Annotated in this window: 22 protein-coding genes; 15 read left to right on the forward strand and 7 right to left on the reverse strand. The window is 67.0% G+C overall.

What is annotated here, in order from left to right:
• Nucleotides 1–75: 75 nt before the first annotated feature.
• Together narL and E1956_RS20410 are read left to right on the forward strand one after the other, a co-directional pair.
• The gene (gene narL, locus E1956_RS20405; RefSeq protein WP_028223208.1) at nt 76–720 is read left to right on the forward strand and encodes a two-component system response regulator NarL; all 645 of its coding nucleotides are present in this window, start codon (nt 76–78) and stop codon (nt 718–720) included.
• A gap of 209 nt (nt 721–929) precedes the next feature.
• Nucleotides 930–3,032: a sigma-54-dependent Fis family transcriptional regulator gene (locus E1956_RS20410; protein WP_134752369.1), complete on the forward strand. Its 2,103-nt coding sequence runs from the start codon at nt 930–932 to the stop codon at nt 3,030–3,032.
• An 822-nt stretch (nt 3,033–3,854) separates the two neighbouring features.
• Here the strand turns inward: E1956_RS20410 and E1956_RS20415 are convergent.
• The 3 genes from E1956_RS20415 to E1956_RS20425 form a co-directional block, all read right to left on the reverse strand.
• Entirely contained in the window at nt 3,855–4,418 is a 564-nt protein-coding gene (locus tag E1956_RS20415; protein ID WP_134752371.1) for an HAD-IA family hydrolase, read from the reverse strand.
• Nucleotides 4,419–4,495: 77 nt separating this feature from the next.
• Nucleotides 4,496–5,368: a phosphoribulokinase gene (locus E1956_RS20420; RefSeq protein WP_134752373.1), complete on the reverse strand. Its 873-nt coding sequence runs from the start codon at nt 5,366–5,368 to the stop codon at nt 4,496–4,498.
• A gap of 10 nt (nt 5,369–5,378) precedes the next feature.
• Nucleotides 5,379–6,443 (reverse strand): FIG domain-containing protein, encoded by a 1,065-nt coding sequence (locus E1956_RS20425; protein WP_167760082.1) that lies wholly within the window; start codon nt 6,441–6,443, stop codon nt 5,379–5,381.
• Between the two features lie 352 nt (nt 6,444–6,795).
• Here E1956_RS20425 and E1956_RS20430 point away from each other — a divergent pair, with 352 nt between their 5' ends.
• The 8 genes from E1956_RS20430 to fae all read left to right on the forward strand — a co-directional run bounded on the left by E1956_RS20430 (nt 6,796) and on the right by fae (nt 14,688).
• Complete coding sequence (locus tag E1956_RS20430) at nt 6,796–7,761, forward strand: LysR family transcriptional regulator (protein ID WP_134752377.1); 966 nt, start codon at nt 6,796–6,798, stop codon at nt 7,759–7,761.
• A gap of 197 nt (nt 7,762–7,958) precedes the next feature.
• On the forward strand, nt 7,959–9,014 hold the full coding sequence (locus E1956_RS20435) for a beta-ribofuranosylaminobenzene 5'-phosphate synthase family protein (protein ID WP_232071754.1): 1,056 nt from the start codon (nt 7,959–7,961) through the stop codon (nt 9,012–9,014).
• Nucleotides 9,015–9,053: 39 nt separating this feature from the next.
• Nucleotides 9,054–9,971 carry an NAD(P)-dependent methylenetetrahydromethanopterin dehydrogenase gene (locus E1956_RS20440; RefSeq protein WP_134752379.1) on the forward strand — a complete coding sequence of 306 codons (918 nt, stop codon included), beginning with the start codon at nt 9,054–9,056 and terminating at the stop codon, nt 9,969–9,971.
• A gap of 61 nt (nt 9,972–10,032) precedes the next feature.
• Nucleotides 10,033–11,223 (forward strand): ATP-grasp domain-containing protein, encoded by a 1,191-nt coding sequence (locus E1956_RS20445; protein ID WP_134752381.1) that lies wholly within the window; start codon nt 10,033–10,035, stop codon nt 11,221–11,223.
• Nucleotides 11,198–12,226, forward strand: coding sequence for a methenyltetrahydromethanopterin cyclohydrolase (gene mch, locus E1956_RS20450; RefSeq protein ID WP_134752383.1), 1,029 nt, complete (start codon nt 11,198–11,200; stop codon nt 12,224–12,226). Before E1956_RS20445 ends, mch begins: the two co-directional genes overlap by 26 nt.
• Before the next feature lie 13 nt (nt 12,227–12,239).
• Complete coding sequence (locus tag E1956_RS20455; protein WP_232071756.1) at nt 12,240–13,223, forward strand: ATP-grasp domain-containing protein; 984 nt, start codon at nt 12,240–12,242, stop codon at nt 13,221–13,223.
• Nucleotides 13,220–14,191 carry a triphosphoribosyl-dephospho-CoA synthase gene (locus E1956_RS20460; protein WP_134752385.1) on the forward strand — a complete coding sequence of 324 codons (972 nt, stop codon included), beginning with the start codon at nt 13,220–13,222 and terminating at the stop codon, nt 14,189–14,191. The genes E1956_RS20455 and E1956_RS20460 overlap by 4 nt, the downstream gene beginning before the upstream one ends.
• Nucleotides 14,179–14,688: a formaldehyde-activating enzyme gene (fae, locus tag E1956_RS20465; protein ID WP_028223313.1), complete on the forward strand. Its 510-nt coding sequence runs from the start codon at nt 14,179–14,181 to the stop codon at nt 14,686–14,688. The genes E1956_RS20460 and fae overlap by 13 nt, the downstream gene beginning before the upstream one ends.
• Before the next feature lie 193 nt (nt 14,689–14,881).
• On the opposite strand, the gene E1956_RS20470 is transcribed toward fae, so the two are convergent.
• The gene (locus E1956_RS20470) at nt 14,882–15,406 is read right to left on the reverse strand and encodes a dihydroneopterin aldolase (RefSeq protein WP_134752387.1); all 525 of its coding nucleotides are present in this window, start codon (nt 15,404–15,406) and stop codon (nt 14,882–14,884) included.
• Between the two features lie 302 nt (nt 15,407–15,708).
• Between E1956_RS20470 and E1956_RS20475 the strand changes: the two genes are divergently transcribed.
• From E1956_RS20475 to E1956_RS20490, 4 genes are read left to right on the forward strand one after another with little or no spacing between them, the layout of a single operon-like run.
• Nucleotides 15,709–16,332 (forward strand): flavoprotein, encoded by a 624-nt coding sequence (locus tag E1956_RS20475; RefSeq protein WP_134752389.1) that lies wholly within the window; start codon nt 15,709–15,711, stop codon nt 16,330–16,332.
• A 48-nt stretch (nt 16,333–16,380) separates the two neighbouring features.
• Nucleotides 16,381–17,766: a DUF6513 domain-containing protein gene (locus tag E1956_RS20480; protein WP_134752391.1), complete on the forward strand. Its 1,386-nt coding sequence runs from the start codon at nt 16,381–16,383 to the stop codon at nt 17,764–17,766.
• Nucleotides 17,767–18,363, forward strand: coding sequence for a DUF447 domain-containing protein (locus tag E1956_RS20485; RefSeq protein ID WP_134752393.1), 597 nt, complete (start codon nt 17,767–17,769; stop codon nt 18,361–18,363).
• Nucleotides 18,360–19,076, forward strand: coding sequence for a (5-formylfuran-3-yl)methyl phosphate synthase (locus E1956_RS20490; protein ID WP_134752395.1), 717 nt, complete (start codon nt 18,360–18,362; stop codon nt 19,074–19,076). The genes E1956_RS20485 and E1956_RS20490 overlap by 4 nt, the downstream gene beginning before the upstream one ends.
• Before the next feature lie 844 nt (nt 19,077–19,920).
• Here E1956_RS20490 and E1956_RS20495 read toward each other — a convergent pair.
• Genes E1956_RS20495 through E1956_RS20505 form a run of 3 tightly spaced genes read right to left on the reverse strand, consistent with a single transcriptional unit; the run spans nt 19,921 to nt 22,630 of the window.
• Complete coding sequence (locus E1956_RS20495) at nt 19,921–20,511, reverse strand: amino acid kinase family protein (RefSeq protein ID WP_134752397.1); 591 nt, start codon at nt 20,509–20,511, stop codon at nt 19,921–19,923.
• A gap of 36 nt (nt 20,512–20,547) precedes the next feature.
• Nucleotides 20,548–21,603, reverse strand: coding sequence for a hydantoinase/oxoprolinase family protein (locus E1956_RS20500; protein ID WP_134752399.1), 1,056 nt, complete (start codon nt 21,601–21,603; stop codon nt 20,548–20,550).
• Nucleotides 21,593–22,630, reverse strand: a complete 1,038-nt coding sequence (locus tag E1956_RS20505) for an ATP-grasp domain-containing protein (protein ID WP_134752401.1) — start codon at nt 22,628–22,630, stop codon at nt 21,593–21,595. The genes E1956_RS20500 and E1956_RS20505 overlap by 11 nt, the downstream gene beginning before the upstream one ends.
• Before the next feature lie 12 nt (nt 22,631–22,642).
• Between E1956_RS20505 and E1956_RS20510 the strand changes: the two genes are divergently transcribed.
• A complete protein-coding gene (locus tag E1956_RS20510) occupies nt 22,643–23,341 on the forward strand; it encodes a HisA/HisF-related TIM barrel protein (RefSeq protein WP_134752403.1) in 699 nt (232 codons plus the stop codon).
• Nucleotides 23,342–23,823 lie beyond the last annotated feature (482 nt).

Genomic DNA, 23,823 nt, shown 5'->3' on the forward strand with positions numbered 1-23,823 from the left:
GACATGCGCGGCAAGACACGGATCACGCCGTTCCAGTAGAGACAGGTAGTCTGGTTAACGCGCCAAGGAAGCTCCATGCCCCCCCATACCGTTCTGCTTATCGACGACCATGCCCTCTTTCGCAAAGGCGTCGCGCAGCTCATCCAGATGAATCCGCTGTTTTCGATCGCGGGCGAAGCCGCTTCGGGTCGCGAAGGGGTCGAGATGGCCACGCGCCTGAAGCCCGAGATCGTGCTGATTGACCTCAACATGCCGGAAGTGAGCGGCATCGAGACCCTTCAATTGATGCGCGATGCCGACGTGAACGCGCGCTTCATCATGCTGACCGTCTCGGACCACGAGCGCGATGTGGTCGCCGCGCTGCGCGCGGGCGCCCACGGCTATCTGCTCAAGGACATGGACCCCGAGGACCTCTGCGTCACGCTGCAGAAAGCCCTGGCGGGCGCCGCCGTGCTCAGCGACGCGGTCACGGGCAGCCTCGTGCATGCCCTCTCGGGCGGCCAGCGCATGCCAGCCGCGCAATCGGACCTCACCGCGCGCGAGGTCGAGGTACTCGACTACCTCGTCGAGGGGATGTGCAACAAGGTCATCGCGCGCAAGCTCGGCATCAGCGTGGGTACCGTCAAGGTTCACGTGAAGCACGTGCTGCGCAAGCTCGACCTGCATTCGCGCCTCGAGGCCGTGGTATGGCGCCACGAGCACGGCTCGCGCGAACGCTGAGACGCCACCGTCCCCTCGCGCCTGCCTGAGTCCCGAACGGCTGCATGACACGCGGCTACCCACAAGGGGGTAGCCCCATAAGGCGAATTGTCACCGGATATTTGACTGCAAATAATTGGACACAAGCTGGCCGCAGCGCCGCCGTTCGAGGGCGATGCGACCGTCGATGTGCCCATGAATGGCAGTCGGAGACTCCGGAGACACGTGTCATGCAGTCAACCCAATATGCCGAAGAATGTATTGAGCGGGCTGCCCGCGCGAGCGGCGTCGACGGCGTATTGCGCCAGCGGCTCGGACATTACGAGCCGAGCGCGGCCATCGTGCGCTCGTGGACGCGCTGCCTGAACGACTACGGGCTCGACCCCGACACGTGCCGGCCGCCACCCGTGCTCACGAGCGCCGAGCTCGCACAGCGCCGCGAGCGCCAGGCGGATCTGATCGGCTGCGCGAAGCTCGAGATGACGACGCTCTATCAGCAGCTGGGTGACGCCGATCTCGCGGTCGTGCTGACCGACGCGGACGGCGTGATTCTGCATCTGGTGTCCTCGACGAGCTTCGCGGAGCAAGTGGAAGACTGGGGCTTTTGCGCGGGCGCGCTCTGGAACGAGCGCGAAGCGGGCACCAACGGCATGGGCACGTGCCTCGCCGAAGGCGAAGCGCTTGCCGTGCGCCAGCACGAGCATTTCTTCTCGCGCTATGCCGCCCTCACCTGCTCGGCCGCGCCCGTGTTCGACGAGCGCGGCGCGCTCGCGGGGGTGCTCGACGTGACGAGCCGCTCTCAGTTGCAGCAACAACATTCGCTCGTGCTCGTGGGCATGTCGCGGCAGATGATCGAGAATCGCCTGCTCGACGCGCGACACACGCAGGCGCACATGGTGCATTTTCATAGCCGCCCGGAGTTCGTGAATACGCTGCACGCCGGCAAGCTCACGATCGACGAGAGCGGGCTCGTGCTCGGCGCGAACCGCAGCGCGCTGTTCCAGCTCGGCTTTGGCACGCTTGCCGAGATCGCCGGCAAGCGCATCACCGATCTCTTCAACGCCACGCTTGCGGACCTCGTTGCGCGCAGCGTGCAGAGCTCGTTTCACCCGGTTGCGGTGTATCGCGCTCATGCGCCGAACCGCTTCTTCGCCGTTGCGCAGGCGCCGCTCAAGCAGTCTTCAGCCAACGTGGGCCGGTCTCGCGCGCATGCACAAGCCGCGCAGGAACCCCAGGCGCCGCAAGAGCGTGAGATGGCCGCGCTGCGCCGCGACGGCACGCGCAACCGCGCACGCAATCCAGAAGGCGCGCGTCAGGGCGGCCCGCGTGTCGAGTTCGGCGACGCGCATCTCGCGAGCCAGTTGAGCCTGGGTGAACGCGTGATCGATCGCGGCATTGCCGTGCTCGTGCGCGGCGAGACGGGCTCGGGGAAGGACGTCTTTGCCAACGCGCTGCACGCAGCGAGCGCACGCCGCGACGGGCCGTTTGTCGCGATCAATTGTGCGTCGTTGCCCGAGCATCTGATCGAGAGCGAGTTGTTTGGCTATCGTGCGGGCGCATTCACGGGCGCGCAGCGTGAAGGGCGACGCGGCAAGATCCTCCAGGCCAACGGCGGCACGCTCTTTCTGGACGAGATTGGCGACATGCCGCTTGCGCTGCAGGCGCGGCTGTTGCGTGTGCTCGAGGAGCGCGAAGTGACGCCGCTGGGATCGGAGACCGTCATTAAGGTGGATTTCCAGCTCATTAGCGCGAGCCATCGAGATTTGGCCGCGCTTGTTGCTAGCGGGCAGTTTCGTGAGGATCTTTATTACCGGCTTAGCGGTGTTGCGGTGAGTGTGCCTCCGCTGCGGGAGCGTGAGGATAAGCTGGCGCTGATGCTTCATCTGCTTGAGCAGGATAATGAGGTGGCGCCTATGCTTGGCAGGGATGCTCGGGAGATCCTCCTGGCTAGTCCTTGGCCCGGTAATGTGCGGCAGTTGCGGAATGTGTTGCGGACGGCGGCCGCGCTTTGTGAGGGGCCGGAGCTTGGTGCTGCTCATTTGCCTGCGGATCTTGTGCGCGGTGCCGGGTTGAGGTTGCCCGCTGTGCAGCGTGGGGATGCTGGTGCGTGCGCGCCAGGCGCGATGAGCTCCGATGCGGGCGGCAATATTGATCAGATCGATGAGGCTGATGAGGACTGCGTGCCGCTCAATGCAATATTGCTGGCCGAGCGCGAGGCGCTCATGGGATTGCTCGATACGCATCGGTGGAATGTTAGCGAAGTCGCTAATGCGCTCGGTGTTACGCGTAATACGCTGTATCGGAAGATGCGGCGCGTTAATATCAAACGCTGATGTTGCTTTTAAGGCTTTAGCCTTAACCTGTTTTCGCGGCGGGCCGCAGGCGTTGCCCCTGTGCGGGGCGGCACCTACTTTTCTTTGCAGCCGCAAAGAAAAGTAGGCAAAAGAAAGCGGCTCACACCGCTAGTGTGACGCAGTCCACCACTGCCCTGTCCATCGGAGCGGCTCCGGGGCATCCGTCTCCTCGCACACTCCACGTTAGTGACAAAGGGCTCATCCTTCCCGCCACGCGCTACGCGCGGGCGGAAGGGTCTGCATGGAAAACCAAGCGGGCTGGCCGGCGAATGCGTTGCGGCGCCGCCCGGTAAATGCGCGGGGGTTCTGACCGGTAAATGCGCAGAGGGCCGACCGGTAGATGCGCTGGGGGTGCCGCCCGGTAAATGCACAGGGTGCTGACCGGTAAATGCGTTGGAATGCTAACCGGTGAATGCGTTGGGATGCTAACCGTGAATGCACGGGCGTGCTGGCTGGCGAATGCGTGGGCGAGCGCCGGTCGAGTACGCTGGAGTTTTACGAATACGCGCGAATCCCAGTGGTTTTGGATATACCCCACGGCGCGCGCAGCGCCGCCGGATGGATGAGCCCTTAGTCACTCCGTGTGACGACGCGTGGCGACAGACGCTCCGGAGCCGCTCCGAATAAAAGGGCAGTGGTGGACTGCGTCACACTGGCGGTGTGAGCGGCTTTCTTTTGCCTACTTTTCTTTGCCGCGGCAAAGAAAAGTAGGTGCCGCCCCGCACAGGGGCAACGCCTGCGGCCCGCCGCGAAAACAAGTTAAGGCCAACGGCCCAGCGAACCGCGAACCGCGGAAAAAAATCAGATATACAACCCAGCCCAATCATCATGCCGATAGGCGGCCTGCACGACGCGCCTGGTCCGATTCCCCTGATGGGGACTACCGATCATCTCGAGCAGCTCAGAGAGCGTATCAATAACCCGCAAGCACGGCGACGCCTCCGTCGCATCATTAGACCCTTCAGCATAGCTAACACGAATCATCTGCATCCCAGCAGCCTGCGCGGCCAGCGCATCGTTCTCCGAATCCCCAACATAAAGCGCATGCGCAGGCTGCACCGCCAGCGCCTCACAGGCATGCAACAACGGTGCCGGATGCGGCTTGCGCTCCGCCACAGCGCCCCCATCCACCACAATATCAAACCACATCGACAGCCCGAAGCGCTGCAGCATCGGCTCTACAGCGTCCATGGCCTTATCGGTCACCACCCCGAGCTTGAGCCCCATCTGCCGCAATCCATCAAGCGCGGCCTCGACGTCGGGAAAAAGCTCGGCGAAGTGACCGCCAATGCGCTTGCCATGCAAGGTGCTGGCAAGATCGAACAGTACTGCGTCAATGGGCAATTTGCGCGACATGACTTGCATTTGAGTATCTCCTGGTATTGAGCCTTCAAAGGCCATTTGTCTGCAATAAACGTTAATAAGCGCGTGTCCTCGTGCCTTCAAGCCGCGCGTTGTTGCCGATCGATCATCTTCAGAATCATCGGCGTAAAGATCAGCTGCATCGCAAGCCCCATCTTGCCGCCCGGCACGACAATCACATTGGGCCGGCTCATGAACGAGTCCTGCAGCATCGTCAGCAAATAGGGAAAGTCGATCCCCCTCGGATTGGCAAAACGGATCACGACAAAGCTCTCGTCCGCGCTCGGGATATCGCGCGCCGTGAACGGATTCGACGTATCCACGGTCGGCACGCGCTGAAAATTCACATGCGTGCGGCTGAACTGCGGGCATATGTAATGCGCGTAGTCAGGCATGCGGCGCAGGATCGTGTCCATCACCGCCTCCTGCGAGTAGCCGCGCAGCGTCTTGTCGCGATGCAGCTTCTGGATCCACTCGAGATTGATGATGGGCACCACGCCCACGAGCAGATCCGTATGCTGCGCAACGTCGATGCCGTGGCCCACGAAGCCGCCATGCAGGCCCTCGTAAAACAGCAGATCGGTGTCCGGCTCGACGTCGGTCCACGCCGTGAACTTGCCGGGCTCCACGTCGTATTGCAGCGCTTCGGCCTCGTCGTGGATGTACTTGCGCACGTGGCCCCGGCCCGTCGCGCCATACTGCCGGAACAGATCCTCCAGCCGGTCCAGCACATTCGCATCGGGGCCGAAGTGGCTGAACTGCTGGCGCTTTTCTTCCGCTTCCTTCATCGCAATGTGCATCCCCTCGCGATCATGACGGTGAAAGGCGTCGCCCTCCACGATCTGCGCCTTGAGCTTCTCGCGCCGGAAGATGTGCTGAAAACTCTTCATCACCGTGGTCGTGCCCGCGCCGCTCGAACCGGTGACCGCCACGATCGGATGTTTGATCGACATGGTGTCTCGCTCAGGCGCAGGCTTCGGGACGGAACAGCGAACGTTCGTTAAACAGCGGCGAATCGAACGGCCGGTCCACGCCGCGCTCGTACTCGCCGTAGTAGCGCTCGAGCCGCGCGACTTCGCTCTTCGCCCCCATCGCGACACCAACACGTTCGTCGAGCGCGCCGGCCCGCAGGTCGAGCACGCGCTCGCGCCCCGTGCTGGCCGCGCCGCCCGCCTGCTCGACCAGCATCGCGAGCGGTTGTGCCGCGTGCACGAGCCGCAGGCCGCTTGTTCCCTGCAGCTCGCGAGGCTCGCGCGGCACGATGCCCACCCCGCCGCGCATCAGCACGCGATGCAGGTCCGCCACGGCGCAACCGCCAAAGCGCTGGCTGAATTCACGCTCGCGCGCGCCCACGCTGCCCGCCCGGCATTCGCGCACGTAGCGCTGCACGGGCGGCTCCCACGCGTGCTCGCGCGCACCGTCGATCGCCAGTTCGACGCCCTCGTCCGACACGCGCATCGCATGATGCGTGAGCACGAACGTGCCGCTGGCGCGATCGAGCGTGAAGCCGTGGGTGCCGCGTCCCAGCGTCAAGACGAGCTGCGTCGAGGGGCCATAGAGTGCGTAGGCCGCCGCGCACGGGGTTCCATCGCTGCACAGCCACGCGGCTTCGCGCGCATCCTCGTCCATCGATTCACGCGTGGCCTCGCGCACCGAAAAAACACTGCCTGCCACGCCGTTTTCCGCGATCTGCGCGGCCCCATCGAGCGCCTCGAAAGCCAGCAGATAGCCGCCACGCACCGCGGCCGCCGTGGCACGAGTGCCATTCGATCCCGCCGCCGCATAGCCCGCGATGTACGCGCTGCGCTCGCACAGCGCCATCATCGATTCGCGCGCGGCCGCTTTCGCATCCACGCCCGCGCCCGCGCCGCCGTATAGCGTGATCCGCTCGATCATCGCGGTGATGGCACGTACCGCCAGCGCGATCTCGCCAAGCACCATGCGCAGCCGGTGCGCGCCGGCTGCGTCGTGCTTGCCGTCCAGTTCGCGTGCAAGAAAATCGTCGAGCGTCATGTATCGGCCTGGCATGGTCGCCTCATTGCAGGAGTTCAGAATGCTTCGCGCCGCACGAAACAGGCGGCCCGCGTGAATACCGGCAGCAGGAGCAAGATGCCTGCCAGTCTCTGCAACCCGTTTCTGCGGCAACCTTCTCCAGCCGCGTCCACCTCCGCGCTTTTCGGCCCGCACTGCGGCGGGGTTCGATGAGAATCGCGCGCCTGCCGAACCAGGCTCAAGCGCATGGTCAAGCGCACGGCTCAACGATAAAGTGCGCATCGATTCAGCGAAATTCAGATATTCTTAGTCAGCCTATAAGGGATCCCTTACCTGTCCTCGCGCGCCATTGGCATCCTTGTTCAGGCGCTTTTCCAGGCGTCCTCCCATGCTCAACTTCGTCCGCACGCTCACGCTGCGCCAGTTGCAAATCTTTGCCGCCGCGGCGAGGCATGTGAGCTTCGTGCGCGCGGCGCAGGAGCTTCATCTCTCGCAGCCGGCCGTCTCCATGCAGATCAAGCAGCTCGAGGAGGCCATTGGCCTGCCGCTGTTCGAGCGCATCGCGCGACGCATCGCGCTGACCGAAGCCGGCACGACGCTCGCGCATCATGCCCAACGTATCCTCGGCGAGGTCAAGGACGCCCAGGACGCGCTGCAGTCGCTCTCGCTTGCCGATAGCGGCGCGATCTCAGTGGGCCTCGTGAGCACCGCGCGCTATTTCGTGCCGCAGTTGATCGCGCGCTATTGCACTCAGTTTCCGAAGGTCGACGTGCGCTTCACGATTGCGCCGCGCGAGCCGCTGTTGCGCATGCTGCAGGACAACGCCATCGACCTCGCGGTGATGGGCCGCCCGCCGCGCGATCTCGACGCCGTCGCCGAGCCGCTCGCGTACAACCCGCAGGTGATCGTCGCGGCGCGCGATCACGCGTTCTCGGCGGCGCGGCGCATCGACGTGCAGGAGCTGCGCCATGAGACCTTCCTCATGCGCGAGCCGGGCTCGGGCACGCGCACGGTCGTCGAGCAAATGTTCAAGCATCACCTCTTCACGCCCGCGAAGGTCGTCACGCTCGACAGCAACGAGACCATCAAACAGGCCGTCATGGCGGGCATGGGCATCAGCCTGCTCTCGCTGCACACGCTGAGGCTGGAGCTGCGCACGCGCGAAATCGCGCTGCTCGACGTGAGCGGCACGCCCATCGACCGCGCATGGCAGATCGTCCATTTGAATGCGCGGCAGCTCTCGCCTACCTGCCAGTCGTTCCGCCGCTTCGTACTGGAAAACACCGAGACGTATCTCGCCGGCGAATACGTGGATCTGCCCACGCACCCCGTGCGAATCAAGCGGGGCGAGTGACACACTGTCACCGATACGGCGCACGCGTGGGTTTGAGCAGCGTGACGCTCGCGATGCGCCCATGAGAAGCACGCTCTCGGCTGGCACGATCTACGCAGGCTCTTCAGTCGATATGTGCTCGCACGCGGCCCGTGTGGCATGACGCTTGCATGAGTCGGCGGACCAGGCCGTCCGCTCACCGATGCAAGGAAGCGCTCATGACGCAATACGCCACGACGCAATACCCCATGAAAGCAGCGAGTGCCGTCACCGTGAATGCACCCGGGCGGCTGCATCTCGGCTTTCTCGATCCCGGCGCATCTCTCGGCCGGCGCTTCGGCAGCCTCGGCCTCGTGATCGACGGCATCAGCACGACGCTCGAAATGCGGCTCGCCCGCAGCCACAACGACAACAACGACAACCACGTCAACAGCGACGACGATCGCTACACCGCCCCGCCCTATGCGAGCGAGGAGCTGCCGCGCCTGCGCGAGCATATCGAGGCGCTCAAGCGCCTGAGCGGCCGGCGCGAGCCGCTCGACGTGCGCTTGCGCCACGTGCTGCCGGTGCATGCGGGTCTCGGCTCCGGCACCCAGCTCGCGCTGTGCGCCGGTCATGCGTTCGCGCGGCTGCATGGGCTCGATCTCGACGCGGCGCAGCTTGCACTCGCCCTCGCCCGCGGCGCGCGCTCGGGGGTCGGCGTGGCGGGCTTCGAGCACGGCGGGCTGATCCTCGACGGCGGTCCGCGCTCGGCAACGGAGCTGCCGCCCGTGCTCGCGCGCCTGCCTTTTCCCGACGAATGGCGCGTGCTGCTAGTGCTCGACGACGCGCGCAGCGGCTTGTCCGGCCCCGCCGAACGCAAGGCGATGGCCGCGCTGCCGCCGTTTCCGCAGGACCTGGCCGCCCACGCCTGTCACCTTGCCTTGATGCAGATTCTGCCGGCTGCCGCGGAGCATGACTTCGCGCCGTTCGCGCGCGGCGTGAGCGAGCTGCAGGAGGGCATCGGCCGCTACTTCGCGCCTTCGCAAGGCGGCATCTATACGAGCGCGGCTGTCGCGCGCGTGCTCGACTGGATTGGTGCACGGCATTGCGCCGGCATTGGACAGAGCTCGTGGGGCCCCACGGGCTTCGCGATCCTCGCCTCGCACGAAGAGGCCACGCACGCCGTCGCGGCCGCGCGCGCGGCCGGCGTGGTCGGCCCCACGCTGCGGCTCGAGATCGTCAAAGGGCGCAACGCGGGCGCCACCATCATTCATGCGCCGGGCGACGCCTGACGCCCTCTTTCAACCTCTCCTGGACACCCGACACACACTATGGAACGTCCCTTCATTCTCCACATGTTCACGCCGACCCGGCAGATGAGCCCATTTGACGTGAACATGGCCGTCGATGCGGGATACCAGGTCGTCGTGCCCTATGCCGACGTCGGCATCGACAACATCGCCGGGCTCACGCAGGACGCAATCTTCTCGCGCGGTCCCAAAGGCGTGGCGCGCACGGGCCTCTTCATCGGCGGACGCGATGTCGTGCTGGCCGCCGACATGCTCAAGCGCGCGCGCGAAGCGATGGTGCCGCCGTTCGAGGTCTCCGTGTTCGCCGACCCGAGCGGCGCCTACACGACAGCGGCCGCGCTCGTCGCGAGCGTCGAGTGGCATCTGCGGCGCGCGCACGGCGCGGCGCTCGAAGGCAAGCGCGTCGTCGTGCTGGGCGGCACGGGGCCGGTGGGCGTGATCGCGGGCGTGCTAGCCGCGCGCGCGGGCGCGCTCGTGTCGATTGCGAGCAGCCGCGGCCTCGAAGCTGCGCAGGCCGCGAGCGGCCGCATCAACGCGCGCTTCGACGTGCAGACGCGCGGCGCCGACGCTCAGCTTACCGAAGCGCTCGACACCACGCTTTCGCGCGCGGAACTGGTCTTTGCGACCGCGGCTGCGGGCGTGCAGGTGATGAACACGCGCCAGGTCGATCAGGCTTCCCAACTACTCGTGGCCGCTGACGTGAACGCGGTGCCGCCAGCCGGCATCGACGGCGTGGGCGTCGCCGACGACGGCAAGCCATTCGGGATGCACCGTGCACTCGGCATCGGCGCGCTGGCGATCGGCAACGTCAAGTATCAGGTGCAGCGGCGGCTGTTCGAACGGATGCTGGCGAGCGCCAAACCGGTCTATCTCGGCTTCGAAGAGGCCTTCGCGCTCGCGCGCGAGGTCGTGGCCGAGGCTGAGGTTCAGGCAGCGTGAGCGAGCCCGAAGCCGCGATGCGCCACGCGAAGCCCACTCGCCGCTGCAAGCAGGCGCGATCATGACGCGGCCCGCCATCGTCGTGGCCGGGCTTTCCGTGCGGATGCTCGCCGAGTCGGCACGGCGCGCGGGCTGGCGTGTCATCGCGCTCGACCTGTTCGGCGACAGCGACACGCGCGGCGCCGCACAGCGCTGGCACCCGGTCGGCCAGGCCGCCGCGCTCGCACTCGATCCGGCACGCACGCGCGCCGCGCTCGAACGTGCGAGCGATGTGCCCGGCGTCATGGGCTGGATCGCGGGCAGCGGCTTCGAAGCCTGTCCGGCGCTGCTGCACGCGGAGATCGATGGGTTGCCGCGCATTGGCAATGCTCCGCAAGCTTGGGACGCCGTGCGTACGCCCGACCATTTCTTCGCAATACTGAACGAACACGGCATCGCCTGTCCTGAAACACGCATGGAGCCACCGCACGACGCGAGCGGCTGGTTGCGCAAGGAAGCCTCGGGTACCGGCGGCTGGCATATTCGTCTTGCGAATGTATCCGATGCTCCGGCTCATGACGAGCACGGCAACCACTACTACCAGCGTATCTGCACGGGCCGCCCGATGTCGGCGCTCTTTCTCGCCGATGGACGCCACGCGCAAGTGCTCGGCATCAACGAGCAGATCGTCGCGCGGCACGGCGAACATCCGTTCGCCTGGCGCGGTGCGATCGGCCCCGTTCAGGTGGGCGAGCGCCTCGCCCACGCGGTACACCACGCCGTGCAGGCGATCGTCGCCGCGAGCGGGCTCGTCGGGCTCAACAGCCTCGATTTCCTGAGCGACGGCGAACGCTGCGTCGTCCTCGAAGTCAACGCGCGCCCCTCGGCGACGATGGCGCTCTACGACTGCGAACCTCACGCCCCGTTGCTCGCGCGTCACGTGCGTGCCTGCCAGGGCGAAGCCCTGGAAACGCCCGAAGAAGCACGCGCAACCACGCACGCGCCGCCGGTACGCGGCCAACTCGTCGTGTTCGCGCAGGCCGATCATGCCGTCACGCCCGCATTCGAAGACCAGGCGCGGCGGCTTGGCTGGTGCCACGACATTCCGGTCGCCGGCAACGCGATTGCCGCCGGCACGCCGCTTTGCACCGTCTCGGCGACCTGCGCGCCGGGTACCTCCGTGGACGCGGTGCGCGCCGCCCTCGCCGCGCGCGCCGCGGCCATCGAACCCTTGATGAAGGTGTCCCATGAACGCTCATACGCCTGTCGTTGAATCCGCAACCAGCGCCGCGTCGCTCAGCGTCAACGCGCTCGCGCAACCCTTGATCGCCTCGCTCCTCGAGCGGCAGGCCGAGCTGGGGATCGCCGCCCGCCGCGACGAGCGCGGCGTGCTGATCGTCGACGCTGGCATCGAAGCGCCCGGCAGCGTCGCCGCCGGCGCCGAGATCGCCGCGATCTGCATGGGCGGGCTCGGCACCGTGCGCGTGCGCGCGAACAGCGGCGCGAGCGCGCGCGACGAGTGGCCCACCATGGTCGAGATCGCGAGCGCGCAGCCGGTGCTCGCCTGCCTCGCGAGCCAGTACGCGGGCTGGAGCCTTGCCGCCTCGAAAGAGGAGACAGGCGGCAAGAAGTTCTTCGCGCTCGGCTCGGGCCCGGCGCGCTCGCTCTCCTGCAAGGAGCCGCTTTACGAAGACCTGGGCTATCGCGATGTGTCGAAACACGGCTGTCTCGTGCTGGAGGTGGACCGCGTGCCGCCCGAGGTCGTCATCGACAAGATCCTGCGCTATTGCGCGCTGGAAGCGCGCGGCCTCACGCTGATCCTCACGCCCACGGCCAGCCGCGCGGGCACGACGCAAGTGGTCGCGCGCGCGCTCGAAGTGGCGCTGCACAAGGCGCATGTGCTCGGCTTCGCGCTCGGCGACATCGTCGAGGGCAGCGCGAGCGCGCCGCTGCCGCCGCCGGCGCGCGAGGCGATCGAAGCGATGGGCCGCACCAACGACGCGATCCTCTACGGCGGGCGCGTCCACCTCACCGTCAACGGCAGCGACGAGGATGCGCGCGATCTCGCGCAGCGCATGCCTTCGTCGGCGTCGCGTGACTTTGGCCGCTCGTTCGCCGAGATCTTCACCGAATACGAATACGACTTCTATCGCATCGACCCCGCCCTCTTCGCTCCCGCCGAGGTCTGGGTCAGCAGTCTCGCGACGGGCCGCACCTGGCACGCGGGCGCCACGCGCTTCGACCTGCTGCATCCGCGCTGGCTCGGCGAGGCCTGAGATGAGCCCGCAAATGAGCGCGAAAGTAAGCCCGAACACGAGCCCGGCCATGACGCCAGGCGGACCGCGCATCGCCATCATGACCGACGAGACCGGCTGGCACACCTCGCGCCTGAAGCGCGCGCTGCGCGAGCGCGGCGCGCAGGGCCGTTGCATCGATCTCGCCGACTGCCGCTTCGACACCACCTGGGCCGCCCATGGCCTCGCGATTCCAGGCTTCGGCCGCGGCCTGCCCGACGCCGTGATCGTGCGCGGGATCGCGGGCGGCAGCTTCGAGCAGGTGACCGTGCGCCTTGGCATCCTGCATGCGCTGCGCGAGCTGGGTGTGCCCGTCTACAACGACGCGCGCGCGATCGAGCGCAGCGTCGACAAGTCGATGACGTCCTTCCTGCTCCATCGCGCCGGCATCCCCACGCCGCCCGCGTGGGCCGGCGAGTCCGTGCCGCACGCACGCCGCATCGTGATGCGCGAGGCGGCCGCGGGCCGCGAGGTCGTGCTCAAGCCGCTGTTCGGCTCGCAAGGCAAGGGGCTCGTGCGCCTGGGCGGCGACGAAAGCGGCTGCGCGGCGCTGCCTGCGCTGCGGGCCTATGGAGGGCTCGCGTATCTGCAGCGCTTCGTCCCACCGGTCTCCACGCCCGGCTTCGACTGGCGCGTGCTGGTGGTGGGCGGCAAGGCGGTCACGGCCATGCGGCGCGTGAGCGAGCACTGGGTCCACAACGTCGCGCAAGGCGGACGCTGCGAGGCGCAGCCCTTGACGCCGGAACTCGCGCAGCTTGCCGAACGCGCGAGCGCCGCACTCGGGCTCGACTATGCCGGCATCGACCTGGTGCCGTGCGGCGGAACCGACGCCGGCGCACAGGTCATCGAAGTCAACGGCGTGGCCGCGTGGCGCGGTTTGCAGTCCGTGACATCGTTCGATATCGCCGGGTGCATCGTCGACGATCTGCTCACGCGCAGGCTTGGACGCACGGCCGCGCCGCGCGAGGCGGTCGCATGAACGCACGGCCCGATCACGAGACGATCGCGGCGATCGCTGCGCCCGCAATAGCCGCGACAGCAGCAAAGATCGAAGCCGCGTTTCTCTGGGCCTGCGAGCTGGACGTCATGTGCGCGAAGCCCGGCAACGTCAGCGTCGCCTCCGCCGGGCACGGCATGAACGCCGAGCTCTTTCTCGCCAGCGCCCAGGCGGCCCGCGAGCCGCTCTCGCGGGCGGGCGCAACAGTGGGCGCACGCATCGAGGCGGCCATTGCGAACACGCGCGCCGCAGCGGGATGCAATACCAATCTCGGCATCGTGCTGCTCTGCGCGCCGCTGGCTGACGCATTCGAAACGCAGGCGCTGCAGGACTCCTTACCAGCCTTCGAGGCTTCCGTGCAGCAGGTCCTGCGCGCGCTGAGCGTCGAGGACGCCTGCGCCGCCTACCGCGCGATCGCGCTAGCGAACCCGGGCGGACTCGGCGAGGCGGACAGCCAGAGTGTCGGCACAACGCCCACGGTCGACCTGCGCGCCGCCATGGCTCTCGCCGCCGACCGCGACAGCATCGCGCGCCAGTACGCAGAGGACTTCCGCGACGTGCTCGGCTTCGGGCTAGCCACGTTTCGCGCGGCGTGCGCAATGCGGGCCGCTTCGCCCACTGCGCTCGCCGACGCGGTGCTGCTCACCTGGCTTGGTTTTCTCGCGCGCTGGCCCGACTCGCACATCGAGCGCAAGCACGGCAACGCCTGCGCGCAGCGTGTGTCGAACGAAGCGGCGGCGTGGCTCGCGCAGGGCGACGCGCGCGTTTGCGCGCCACATGCGCTCGACGGCTGGGATGCCGCGCTCAAAGCCAGCGGGATCAATCCGGGCACGAGCGCGGACCTCACGGTCGCGACGCTCTTCGCGGCCGCCTGCCTCGACCCATCGATCACCACGCTATCCACTCACCCTTCACTGGATTCACAGGAGACCCAACCATGGCCAAGATAGACCGCGTGCTCGTAGGCGAATCGCTCGTGGGCGAAGGCAACGAGGTCGCGCATATCGACCTGATCGTCGGCCCGCGTGGCTCGGCGGCGGAAAGCGCCTTCTGCAACGCGCTCACCAACAACAAGGACGGCTTCACCTCGCTGCTCGCCGTGGTCGCGCCCAACCTGCTCGCCAAGCCCAACACGGTGCTGTTCAACAAGGTGACCATCAAGGGCGCGAAGCAGGCGGTGCAGATGTTCGGCCCGGCGCAGCGCGCGGTGGCGCTCGCGGTCGCGGACAGCGTGGAAGACGGCACGATTCCCGCCGACGAAGCCGACGACGTCTTCATCAGCGTGGGCGTGTTCATTCACTGGCAGGCCGAAGACGACCAGAAGATCCAGGACTACAACTACCGCGCGACGCGCGAGGCGCTCAAGCGCGCGGTGAACCGCGAGCCACGCGCGGCCGAGGTGGTGCGCCGCAAGGGCGAGACGAAGCATCCGTTCGCCGCCAGCTAGCCGGCACACGCGCAGCGAAAGCCCCAACACGCTACGGCCTGTTCACGCTAACAACAGGCTCGCGAATGCGCCTTTCCGGTCGCGGCGCAAGGAGCATAGCGCGCCGTTTAGCCGAGCCAAACAAGCGGCGCGCGACACCGCAATGCGTCAACGGCGTCGGGCGGACTGCAACACCGCCCGCCCGGCCGCCCTTTCAAAACGTCCCTTCCGGTGGAAACATTCCCGCGCCCAGCAGCGCGAGCGCCGCGCCCTCGCGCTTGTGCGCAGGCGACACGCTCGCGCGGCGCCGCTCGATCGTCACGCCCACCGCCCTCACATTCGAGAACTTGTGCGGCTTCACGAGCGCAACCCGCACCCAGTGCGCGCCAAAATCCACCAGCAGCATCTGCGCAATCACTTCGGCCAGCGCCTCGAGCAGTTGCACGCCGTGGTTCGACAGCAAGGCCTGCAGCGCGCCATGGACTTTCCCGTAGTCGATGGTGTCGTGGATCGCGTCGGTATCGCACGCGCGGCTGCGCGGCAAGCCCGCCCAGAGATCGATCTGCACCGGTTGCGGGTCGTGCAGCTCCTCCGGGTCGATGCCGATCACCGTCTCGCCGGTGAAGCCCTCGATGAAGATGAGATCCATCGGCTGCGCGCCCTCGCTTTCGGCGTGGCGCGCCATACTGCCTGCCTGCCTCGCGGGCCGGTCGAACATGCTGGTGTCGATTGCGTTCATTCTTGCTCCTCTCGCTTGCCCTGGATGGGTCGGCCCGATGCCATGCAAGAACCGTCCCAGGCACGAATGTCGCAAGCAGAATGCGCGTAATGGTCGACGGCAAGGCGGCAGCTCGGCGAATACACGGTAAACACACGGCAAAAACACGGCGAAGGCGCGGGTCCAGCGTCGCAAGGCGCATCCAGCGCGCAACGTCCGCGGTGACACTGTGTATCGCAAACTGCGCAAGCTGCCTGTTCATCGACACCCGCATGCGCAAACGGCGCACGACAACGGCATCCGGCAACGACGAAAGGCAGACAATGACGCGAGTGCATCCAGCCAACGAGGCGCACCCCACCCACGACGGGCAAGACCACGCGGTGCTCGCGAGGCCGCGTCTTGCGTGGGCCATTACCGGATCGGGACATTGCCTCGAAGAATCGCTCGCGCTGGCCGCCGAGATGCCCAACGTCGACCTGTTCCTCTCGCGCGCGGCCGAGGAAGTGCTGCCGCTCTACAAGATCGGCATCGCGCAACTGAAGACGCGCTTTCGCGTGTTCCGCGACAACAGCGCGAGCGCCGTGCCGGTGGGCATGTTCTACGAAACCGGCCTCTACCACACGCTCGTGATCGCGCCGGCCACCAGCAACACGGTAGCGAAATGCGCGTTCGGCATCTCCGACACGCTGCCGACCAACCTGTTCGCCCAGGCCGGCAAGCTCGGCATACCCGGCATCATCTTTGCATGCGACACGGAACCGGTGGTGGTCACGAAAAGCCCGCTGGACTGGGTCGAACTGCGGCCGCGCAACATCGAATTGCACAACGTCGAGCGCCTGCGCCAGATCGATCACTGCTTGGTGGCCAATTCGATCGATGCGCTGCGCGCGGCGCTCGACACCCGCTACAGAACGCTCGGCCTGCTCGCGGCCGTGCCCGGCTAATAGACAGTTACACGGTAAACGGTTGAAGGCGTGCCCGACACACACACCATGGAACACATCGTCTTTCTCACCGGACGCCTGGCTCAGCCTGGACTCGAACGGGTGCTGCGCAGCCTCGAGCCCGCGCCGTTCACCTGGGAGATCCGCGAGATCGGCTTGCAGGTCGCCGCGCTCATGACGGCGGACATGATCCGCCGCCGCGTGAGCGCGCCCATCGCGGCCGACCGCGTGATCGTGCCGGGACGCTGCCGCGGCGATCTCGACGCGCTCTCCGCCCACTACGGTATTCCCTTCATGCGCGGCCCCGAGGAGCTCAAGGATCTGCCCGCCTACTTCAACCGCGCGGCGCGGCCGGTCGACCTCTCGAAGTACGACATCGCGATCTTCGCGGAGATCGTGGATGCGCCTCGACTCGACGTCGAGGCCATCTGCCGGCGCGCCGCGCTGCTCCAGGCCGACGGCGCCAACGTGATCGATCTCGGCTGCCTGCCCTCCACGCCGTTCCCGCATCTGGCCGATGCGGTGCGCGCGCTCAAGGAGCGTGGCTTCATGGTCAGCGTCGATTCGATGGACGCGAAGGAGCTGGTGCGCGGCGGCCGTGCCGGCGCCGACTACTTGCTCAGCCTCTCGACCGAGACGCTGTGGATCCTCAACGAGGTCGAATCGACGCCTATTCTGGTGTCGCGCGAACCCGCCGACGAAGCGTCGCTCTTCAGCGCGATCGAGGCCGTGAGTGCGATGGGCCGACCGTTTCTCGCCGATCCGATTCTCGACCCGATTCCGTTCGGCCTCCTGAAATCTCTGGTGCGCTACCAGCGCGTGCGCGACGCGTTTCCCGATGCGCCCATCATGATGGGCGTCGGCAACGTCACCGAGCTGACCGAAGCCGACACATGCGGCATCAACGCCGTGCTGCTCGGCATGGGAGCGGAACTGGGCATCGCCGCGATCCTGACGACCCAGGTGAGCCAGCACGCCCGCCGCGCGATACGCGAAGCGGACGTCGCGCGGCGCATCATGTATGCCGCGCGCGAGCAGCGCACGCTGCCCAAGGGCATCTCGGACGCGTTGATGACGGTCCACGCGAAGCGGCCCTTCCCCGACTCGCCCGACGAGATTGCCGAGACCGCGCGCGCGATCCGCGATCCGAACTTTCGCGTGCAGGTGTCGAGCGCTGGCGTGCACGTCTACAACCGCGACGGCCACCATGTCGCCGTCGATCCGTTCGCGCTCTGGCCGCGCCTGAAGCTCGAAGACGACGGCGCGCACGCGTTCTACATGGGCGTGGAACTGGCGCGCGCCGAAGTGGCGTGGCGCCTTGGCAAGCGCTACGCGCAGGATCAATCGCTCGACTGGGGCTGCGCCGCCGAGCGCGACGCCGAGAATCTGCTCGAACAATGCGCGCCCGGCACGACGCTGCGCAAGGAGGCCTGAATGATCCATGAAACCGTCGTCACCACCTGCTCCGCCGATGGCACGCCGCACGTCGCGCCAATGGGCGCGCGCTTCGAGCGCGGCAACGTCGTGCTGATGCCGTTCACGCCCTCCACCACCTACGACAACATCATGGCGAGCGGCTGCGCGGTGATGAATTTCACCACCGACGTACGCGTGTTCGCCGGCTGCGTGACGGGCCGCCGAAGCTGGCCGACGCTGCCCGCCAGCACGATGCCGTGCGTGCGGCTCGCGGGCTCGCTCGCGCATGCCGAGCTGCGCCTCGTCGACGCGAGCGGCGACCCGGGCCGCCCGGTGCTGACACTGCGCCGCGTAGCCGAAGCGACGCACGCGCCCTTCACGGGCTTCAATCGCGCGCAGGCTGCCGTGATCGAAGCTGCGGTGCTGGTGAGCCGCCTGCACCTGTTGCCGCGCGAGAAGATCGAAACGGAAATGGCGTGGCTCACGATCGCCATCGAGAAGACGGCGGGCCCCGCCGAACGCGAAGCGTGGCAGTGGCTCACCGCAGCCGTGGCCGCATTTTATTCACACAGCGATACCCCCAACGAGCGCGCCTGCGTGCGCGAACCGACATGATCCGACTTCTCACCAGTGTGCGCGACCTCGCCGAGGCGCGCGAAGCAGCCGCCGCGGGCGCGGATTTCATCGACCTCAAGGAGCCGCGCGCGGGTGCGCTGGGCGCGTTGCCGCCGGCGCGCGTCGCGAGCATCGTTTGCGCATTGCGAGAGAGCCATCCGGGGCTGCCCGTTAGCGCAACGATTGGCGACCTGCGGCCAGGCGACCATGCGGCTGTCGCGCATCATGCGAACCGCATTGGCCGTTGCGGCGTGGATTACGTGAAGGCGGGCGTGGCCCCCGGGCCCGCGGCGCGCGAGACGCTCGAGCGCATGCGCGCGTTGCGCTGGAGTATGGTGCCGGTGCTGCTTTGCGATGATGGGCTCGATTTGAGGCTCGTCGAGTATGCCTGCGAGCTTGGGTTTGTTGGAGTGATGGCGGATACGGCGCGCAAGGACGCCGGGAGCCTGTTTCGGTGTGTGCCGCTTGCTGTGCTTGATAGTATGGTGCAGATTGCGCGGGCGCATGATGTGATGGTGGGGTTGGCGGGGGCATTGCGGCTTGAGCATGTGGCGCGGGTGCGGGCTCTGCTGCCCGATTTTGCGGGATTTCGTAGTGCTTTGTGCGATGGGGCGAGGACGGGGCGGCTTGAAGCCGCGAGGGTGCGGGACGTGCGGGAGGCGTTGCACGGTGAGACGCCCGTGGTGCAGTTTGAGTCGGTGCTTGCCGCGTAGGCGTTTTTAAGGCTTTGGCCTTAACTTGTTTTCGCGGCGGGCCGCAGGCGGTGCCCCTGTGCGGGGCGGCACCTACTTTTCTTTGCAGCCGCAAAGAAAAGTAGGCAAAAGAAAGCGGCTCACACCGCTAGTGTGACGCTGTCCACCACTGCCCCTCTTATCGGAGCGGCTCCGGAGCATCCGTCTCCTCGCACACTCCGCGTTAGTGACAAAGGGCTCATCCTTCCCGCCTCGCGCTACGCGCGGGCGGAAGGGTCCGCAAGGAAAACCGGGCGGGCCGGCCGGCGAATGCGTTAGGGGTGCCGCCTGTAAATGCGCGGCGATCCTTACCGTAAAATGCGCTGGAGTGCTAACCGGTGAATGCGCTGAGGGGATGACCGGTAAATGCGCCGGGGTGCTAACCGGTGAATGCGCTGGAGGCTGACCGTTGAATGTGCCGGGGATCTAACCGGTGCACGCGAGGGGATCGCTAACCGGTGAATGCACGGACGTGCTAGCTGGCGAATGCATGGGCAAGCCGCCGAGCGAATATATTTGAGCGCAACAAATGCGTGTACATCCCACGGGTTTTGGATATACCCCACGGCGCGCGCAGCGCCGCCGGAAGGATGAGTCCTTAGTCACTCCGGTTGACGGCCAGTGGTGACAGACGCCCCGGAGCCGCTCCGATATAAGGCCAGTGGTGGACGGCGTCACACTAGCGGTTTGAGCCGCTTTCTTTTGCCTACTTTTCTTTGCGGCTGCAAAGAAAAGTAGGTGCCGCCCCGCACAGGGGCAACGCTTGCGGCCCGCCGCAAATACAAGTTAAGGCCAACGCGCCAAAAAACCCACAAAAAAGCATTCCTCACGAAGTAGCAGCATGCAAGAGCAATTCACGAACACGCATCCATTCCTTTTTATTAACGATATCCAACGGATAAGAAGCATCCCTCGTAATTTCAGCAAATCGCTTATCGAGCACACCACTAGCGGCCAGCATCGCGACGCTAGACGCAGAATCCACCTCACAAGACTTCACAATCAAAAGACGCTCAGCATTGAGCCGATTAGCAAGCCACGCGGCCAGCGAATCCGAAGTCACATCCCAACTCGTGAGCGTATCGGCCTCCTGCCGCAGCAACCCAAACGGCGCCCACACCGCCGTCCTGCCCTCATGCAACGCATGCCGAATCTGCGGCTCACTAGTCGCCACCACAAGCCGACGACACAACCCCTGCATCATCAGCGCATGCTGCGCCATGGCAAGCACCGCCATATTATGCGCAGCAAGATCATCGAATCGCCAGAGCCCCTGATGCTCGCGCACCTGATCCGCAAAGCCGCCGCCGCCCGGCACGATCACCACGCGCCCGCCGCCCAGCTCGCTCAATTCGCGCAGCCAGGTCTGCAGCAAGGGATCGCGGCTCAAGCTCCCGCCGATCTTCACCACCCACATAGGCGCTCCCTCAACGGCATCGTCCGCCCCGCCGCGTCAGGCAAGCGCCGCATCGGCCGTCTCCGCGAACAGCAGCGCAACCGCCGCGCTCGGCGCACAAACCTGCACCCAGCCAGCCGCGCCACCATGCGCCTCGACGAGCGTAGCAAAACGCACGCTCTCATACCCGCACGAACGCGCCAGCGCTTCAGCCAGAAATCCGCCGCAGCCCGCCGCCACCAGCACGGCACCTCGCACCGGCGCAACCCGCCCCAGCACGCGCGTGAGATTCGCGGCCAGGTACGTGAGCTGCAGGTCGCGCCATTGGTGGGCGAACGCAATCCATTCGGTCTCCGATGCATCTCTCGCGTCATGACCAATCATGCGCGCGAGCCGCCGGTACGTAGCCACGGCGTCCTTGCTCGCGCCATCCGCGGCGGGATGCTGGTCGTGCATCGGCGCAAGCTCTCCGGTGAGCCGGTACACGTCAGCCGTGGTCGCGAAGTGCTCGTTCATCACGTTATAGGTCTCGCCACGAAAGCCCACGCGCTGCGCGAGCGCGCACAGCGGCGTGCGCACGACGCCCTGATAGACCAGCTCGCCCGTGCGCAGTCGCGCTGCGTCGTCAGCGCCGTGCGCGGCAATCCGGCCGCCGCGCAACGGGATCAGGTCCGTCGTCGTGCTGCCGATGTCGACCAGCACCGCATCGGGAAGCCGCCTCGCAACCACCTGCGCCGTGGCGAGCCAGTTGGCCGAGGCGATGCGTGCCCAGTGCGTCGCCACACTGTCCAGCCCGCACCAGAGCCCCTCGCCCGCGTAGAAGGCCACATGCTCGCCAAGACGGGCGGCGAGCCGCTGCGCGAGTGCGGCTACGCCGGCCTCGCGATGCTCGAAGAGATCGGCCATCTCGCCCGTCATCGTCACCGCATGTCCCGCCTCGCGGTAATCGGGCCAGCGCGCGGCAGCCTCGGCCAGCACGGCGTCCAGTTGCGAAAGGCCCTGCCACAGCGGGCAGGGCCACTGCGCAACGTCGAGCACGCGGCCATCCTCCACGCGCGCCGCCTTGACGTGCGCGCCTCCGATGTCCCAGCCAATCACGAGGTCATGCGACATGGCAGATCCGTTCGGCGCCGTCGTGCGCCGTGTCGTGCGCTATTTCGTGCTTTGCATCATGCGTGCCGCGCTGGACTTCGCGGTGCGCCGCCAGTACGCGCGCCGCCAGATTCGTGTCGAGCCGCGCAGCGAGCCCTGCATACGCACAGGTCACGCGCGGATTGATTTCGATGATCACGGGTCCGCGCTCGCGATGCCAGACCACGTCGATGCCGACAAAGCCCGCCAATCCGGGCAGCGCACGCGCCACCCGTGCCGCCAGCTCCGAGCATGCGCGACCAACGAGGCTGTCGAGCGCGATGGCGCCAACCGTGACGCCCTCATAGGCGAGACGCCCCTGCGTGACGTTCACATGCTGCCAGTTGACGCTCAGCAGCTCCGCGTGGCCCGGCGTGCACAGCAGCGAGAGACTCAGCGCGTCGCCCTCCACCCATTCCTCGAAGGTCACCTGCTCCCGCGCGGCGCAGCGTGCGAGGAACGCGGACTGGGCCGCGCGAAAATCGTGATAGACATGGGTGTCGATCGCGCCCGCGCCGTCGTCGGGCTTCACGACCCACGCGCTCGCCCGCGGCTCAAGCGGCGCGTCGGCCGACCACGCGCGCGTGGCCGCGATGCCGGCTTGCGCGAGATGCCGCGCCGTCCTGCGCTTGCTGCCCGCCACCTGCAGCGCGGCGGCGTCGCAACCGATCCAGCGCGGCGCGTCCACTGCGTTGCACAGCGCGGCCAGCACGCCGTCCGTCTCGGGCGCGATGACCCAGACCGCGTCGTGGCGCTGCGCCTCCTCGCCCACGAACGCGACGGCGTCGTGCCCGCGTGGCGGCACACGCCATGTCAGCGACGGTGCACGCGGCGTAGCGGCGGTATCGCCCGCGGCGCACACGCAGGTCACCTCGACGCCCGGCATGCGCGCGAGGTCGCCCGCCACCGGGTCGCGCATCGCGCGTCCCATCGCGAGCAGTTCGGGACTGGCAGCTGCTGCCGCATCGCCGCCAGCACTGATATATTCGTAGACCAGCACCTTCGTCATCGCTCGCTCCCCATGCAAATCATTCCCGTTATCGACGTGCTCGGCGGCACCGCGGTGCGTGCCGTACGTGGCGAACGCAGCCGCTATCGCCCGCTCGAATCGCAGCTCTGCAGCGGCAGCGATCCTGTGGACGCCGCGCGCGCGCTCCTCGACTACTGCGGCTCCGCCGTGCTCTATGTCGCCGATCTCGACGGCATCATGCACGGCGCGCCGCAACGCGACCTGCTCGCCCGCCTCGCCGGCGCGCTGCCCGGCGTCGAACTGTGGCTCGATGCGGGCTTTGCCGATCCGCACGCCGCCAATGCACTGCTTGCGCCATTGCGCGAGACTGGCGCGTCCCGCGGCGCCACCTTCACGCCCGTCTTCGGCAGCGAATCGCTGCGCCCCGGCGCGATGGCGCATCTGCCCGCCGATGCGCTGCTCTCGCTCGACCGCCGCCACGACACGCCGCTCGGCGACCCGCATTGCTGGACCGACACATCGCACTGGCCCGCGCGCCTCATCGTCATGACGCTCGAGCGCGTGGGCTCGTTCGACGGCCCTGCGCTTGGCACGATCGCCGAGGTCCGCGAACGCGCGGGGCAGCGGCAGATCATCGGCGCGGGCGGCATTCGTAACGCAGAAGATCTGCAAGCGGCGGCCGCATCGGGCGCGACGGCGTGGCTCGTGGCCTCCGCCCTGCACGAGCGGCGCATTCCCCCCGCGTCCTGAATGCATGGCCCGCGCGCTGCACCGGCCACTTCGCGACAATCACGTTTCATGCCAACGCCGGGCGCAGACGATCGCGTGCGTGTCTCGCGGCTTGTGAGCGTGGTCGGAGCGCATTGATTAGCGCATTGAGTTGTGGATTGAGTAGCGCATTCGGCCGTGCATTGGTCGTGCATTGGCAGCGAATCGGCCGCGGATGGGCCATCGCCCCGGTGCCGCGCCGGTGCCGCGTGGGGGCAGCGTGGATGCAACGCCGAGGCGGCGCGGGTGTGAAGCAGATGTAAAGCCGGTGAGAAGCGGGCGTGACAGTGTGTGACGCGCTCGGGCATCGTCGTGCGCATTGTGTGCCGCACACGGCGCGCGCCGTTGCCCACGCGGAACGCGGATCGAACCGCCGATCATCCAGCAACGCCCGCCTGTCTATCGCCGGCAAGTCCGCCTGCAGGTCCGCCCCCCTGTCGCCCGCAGGTCCGCCTGCAAGTCGC

It is taken from the genome of Paraburkholderia pallida (genome assembly GCF_004524855.1).
GTDB classification, from domain to species: Bacteria; Pseudomonadota; Gammaproteobacteria; order Burkholderiales; family Burkholderiaceae; genus Paraburkholderia; species Paraburkholderia oxyphila.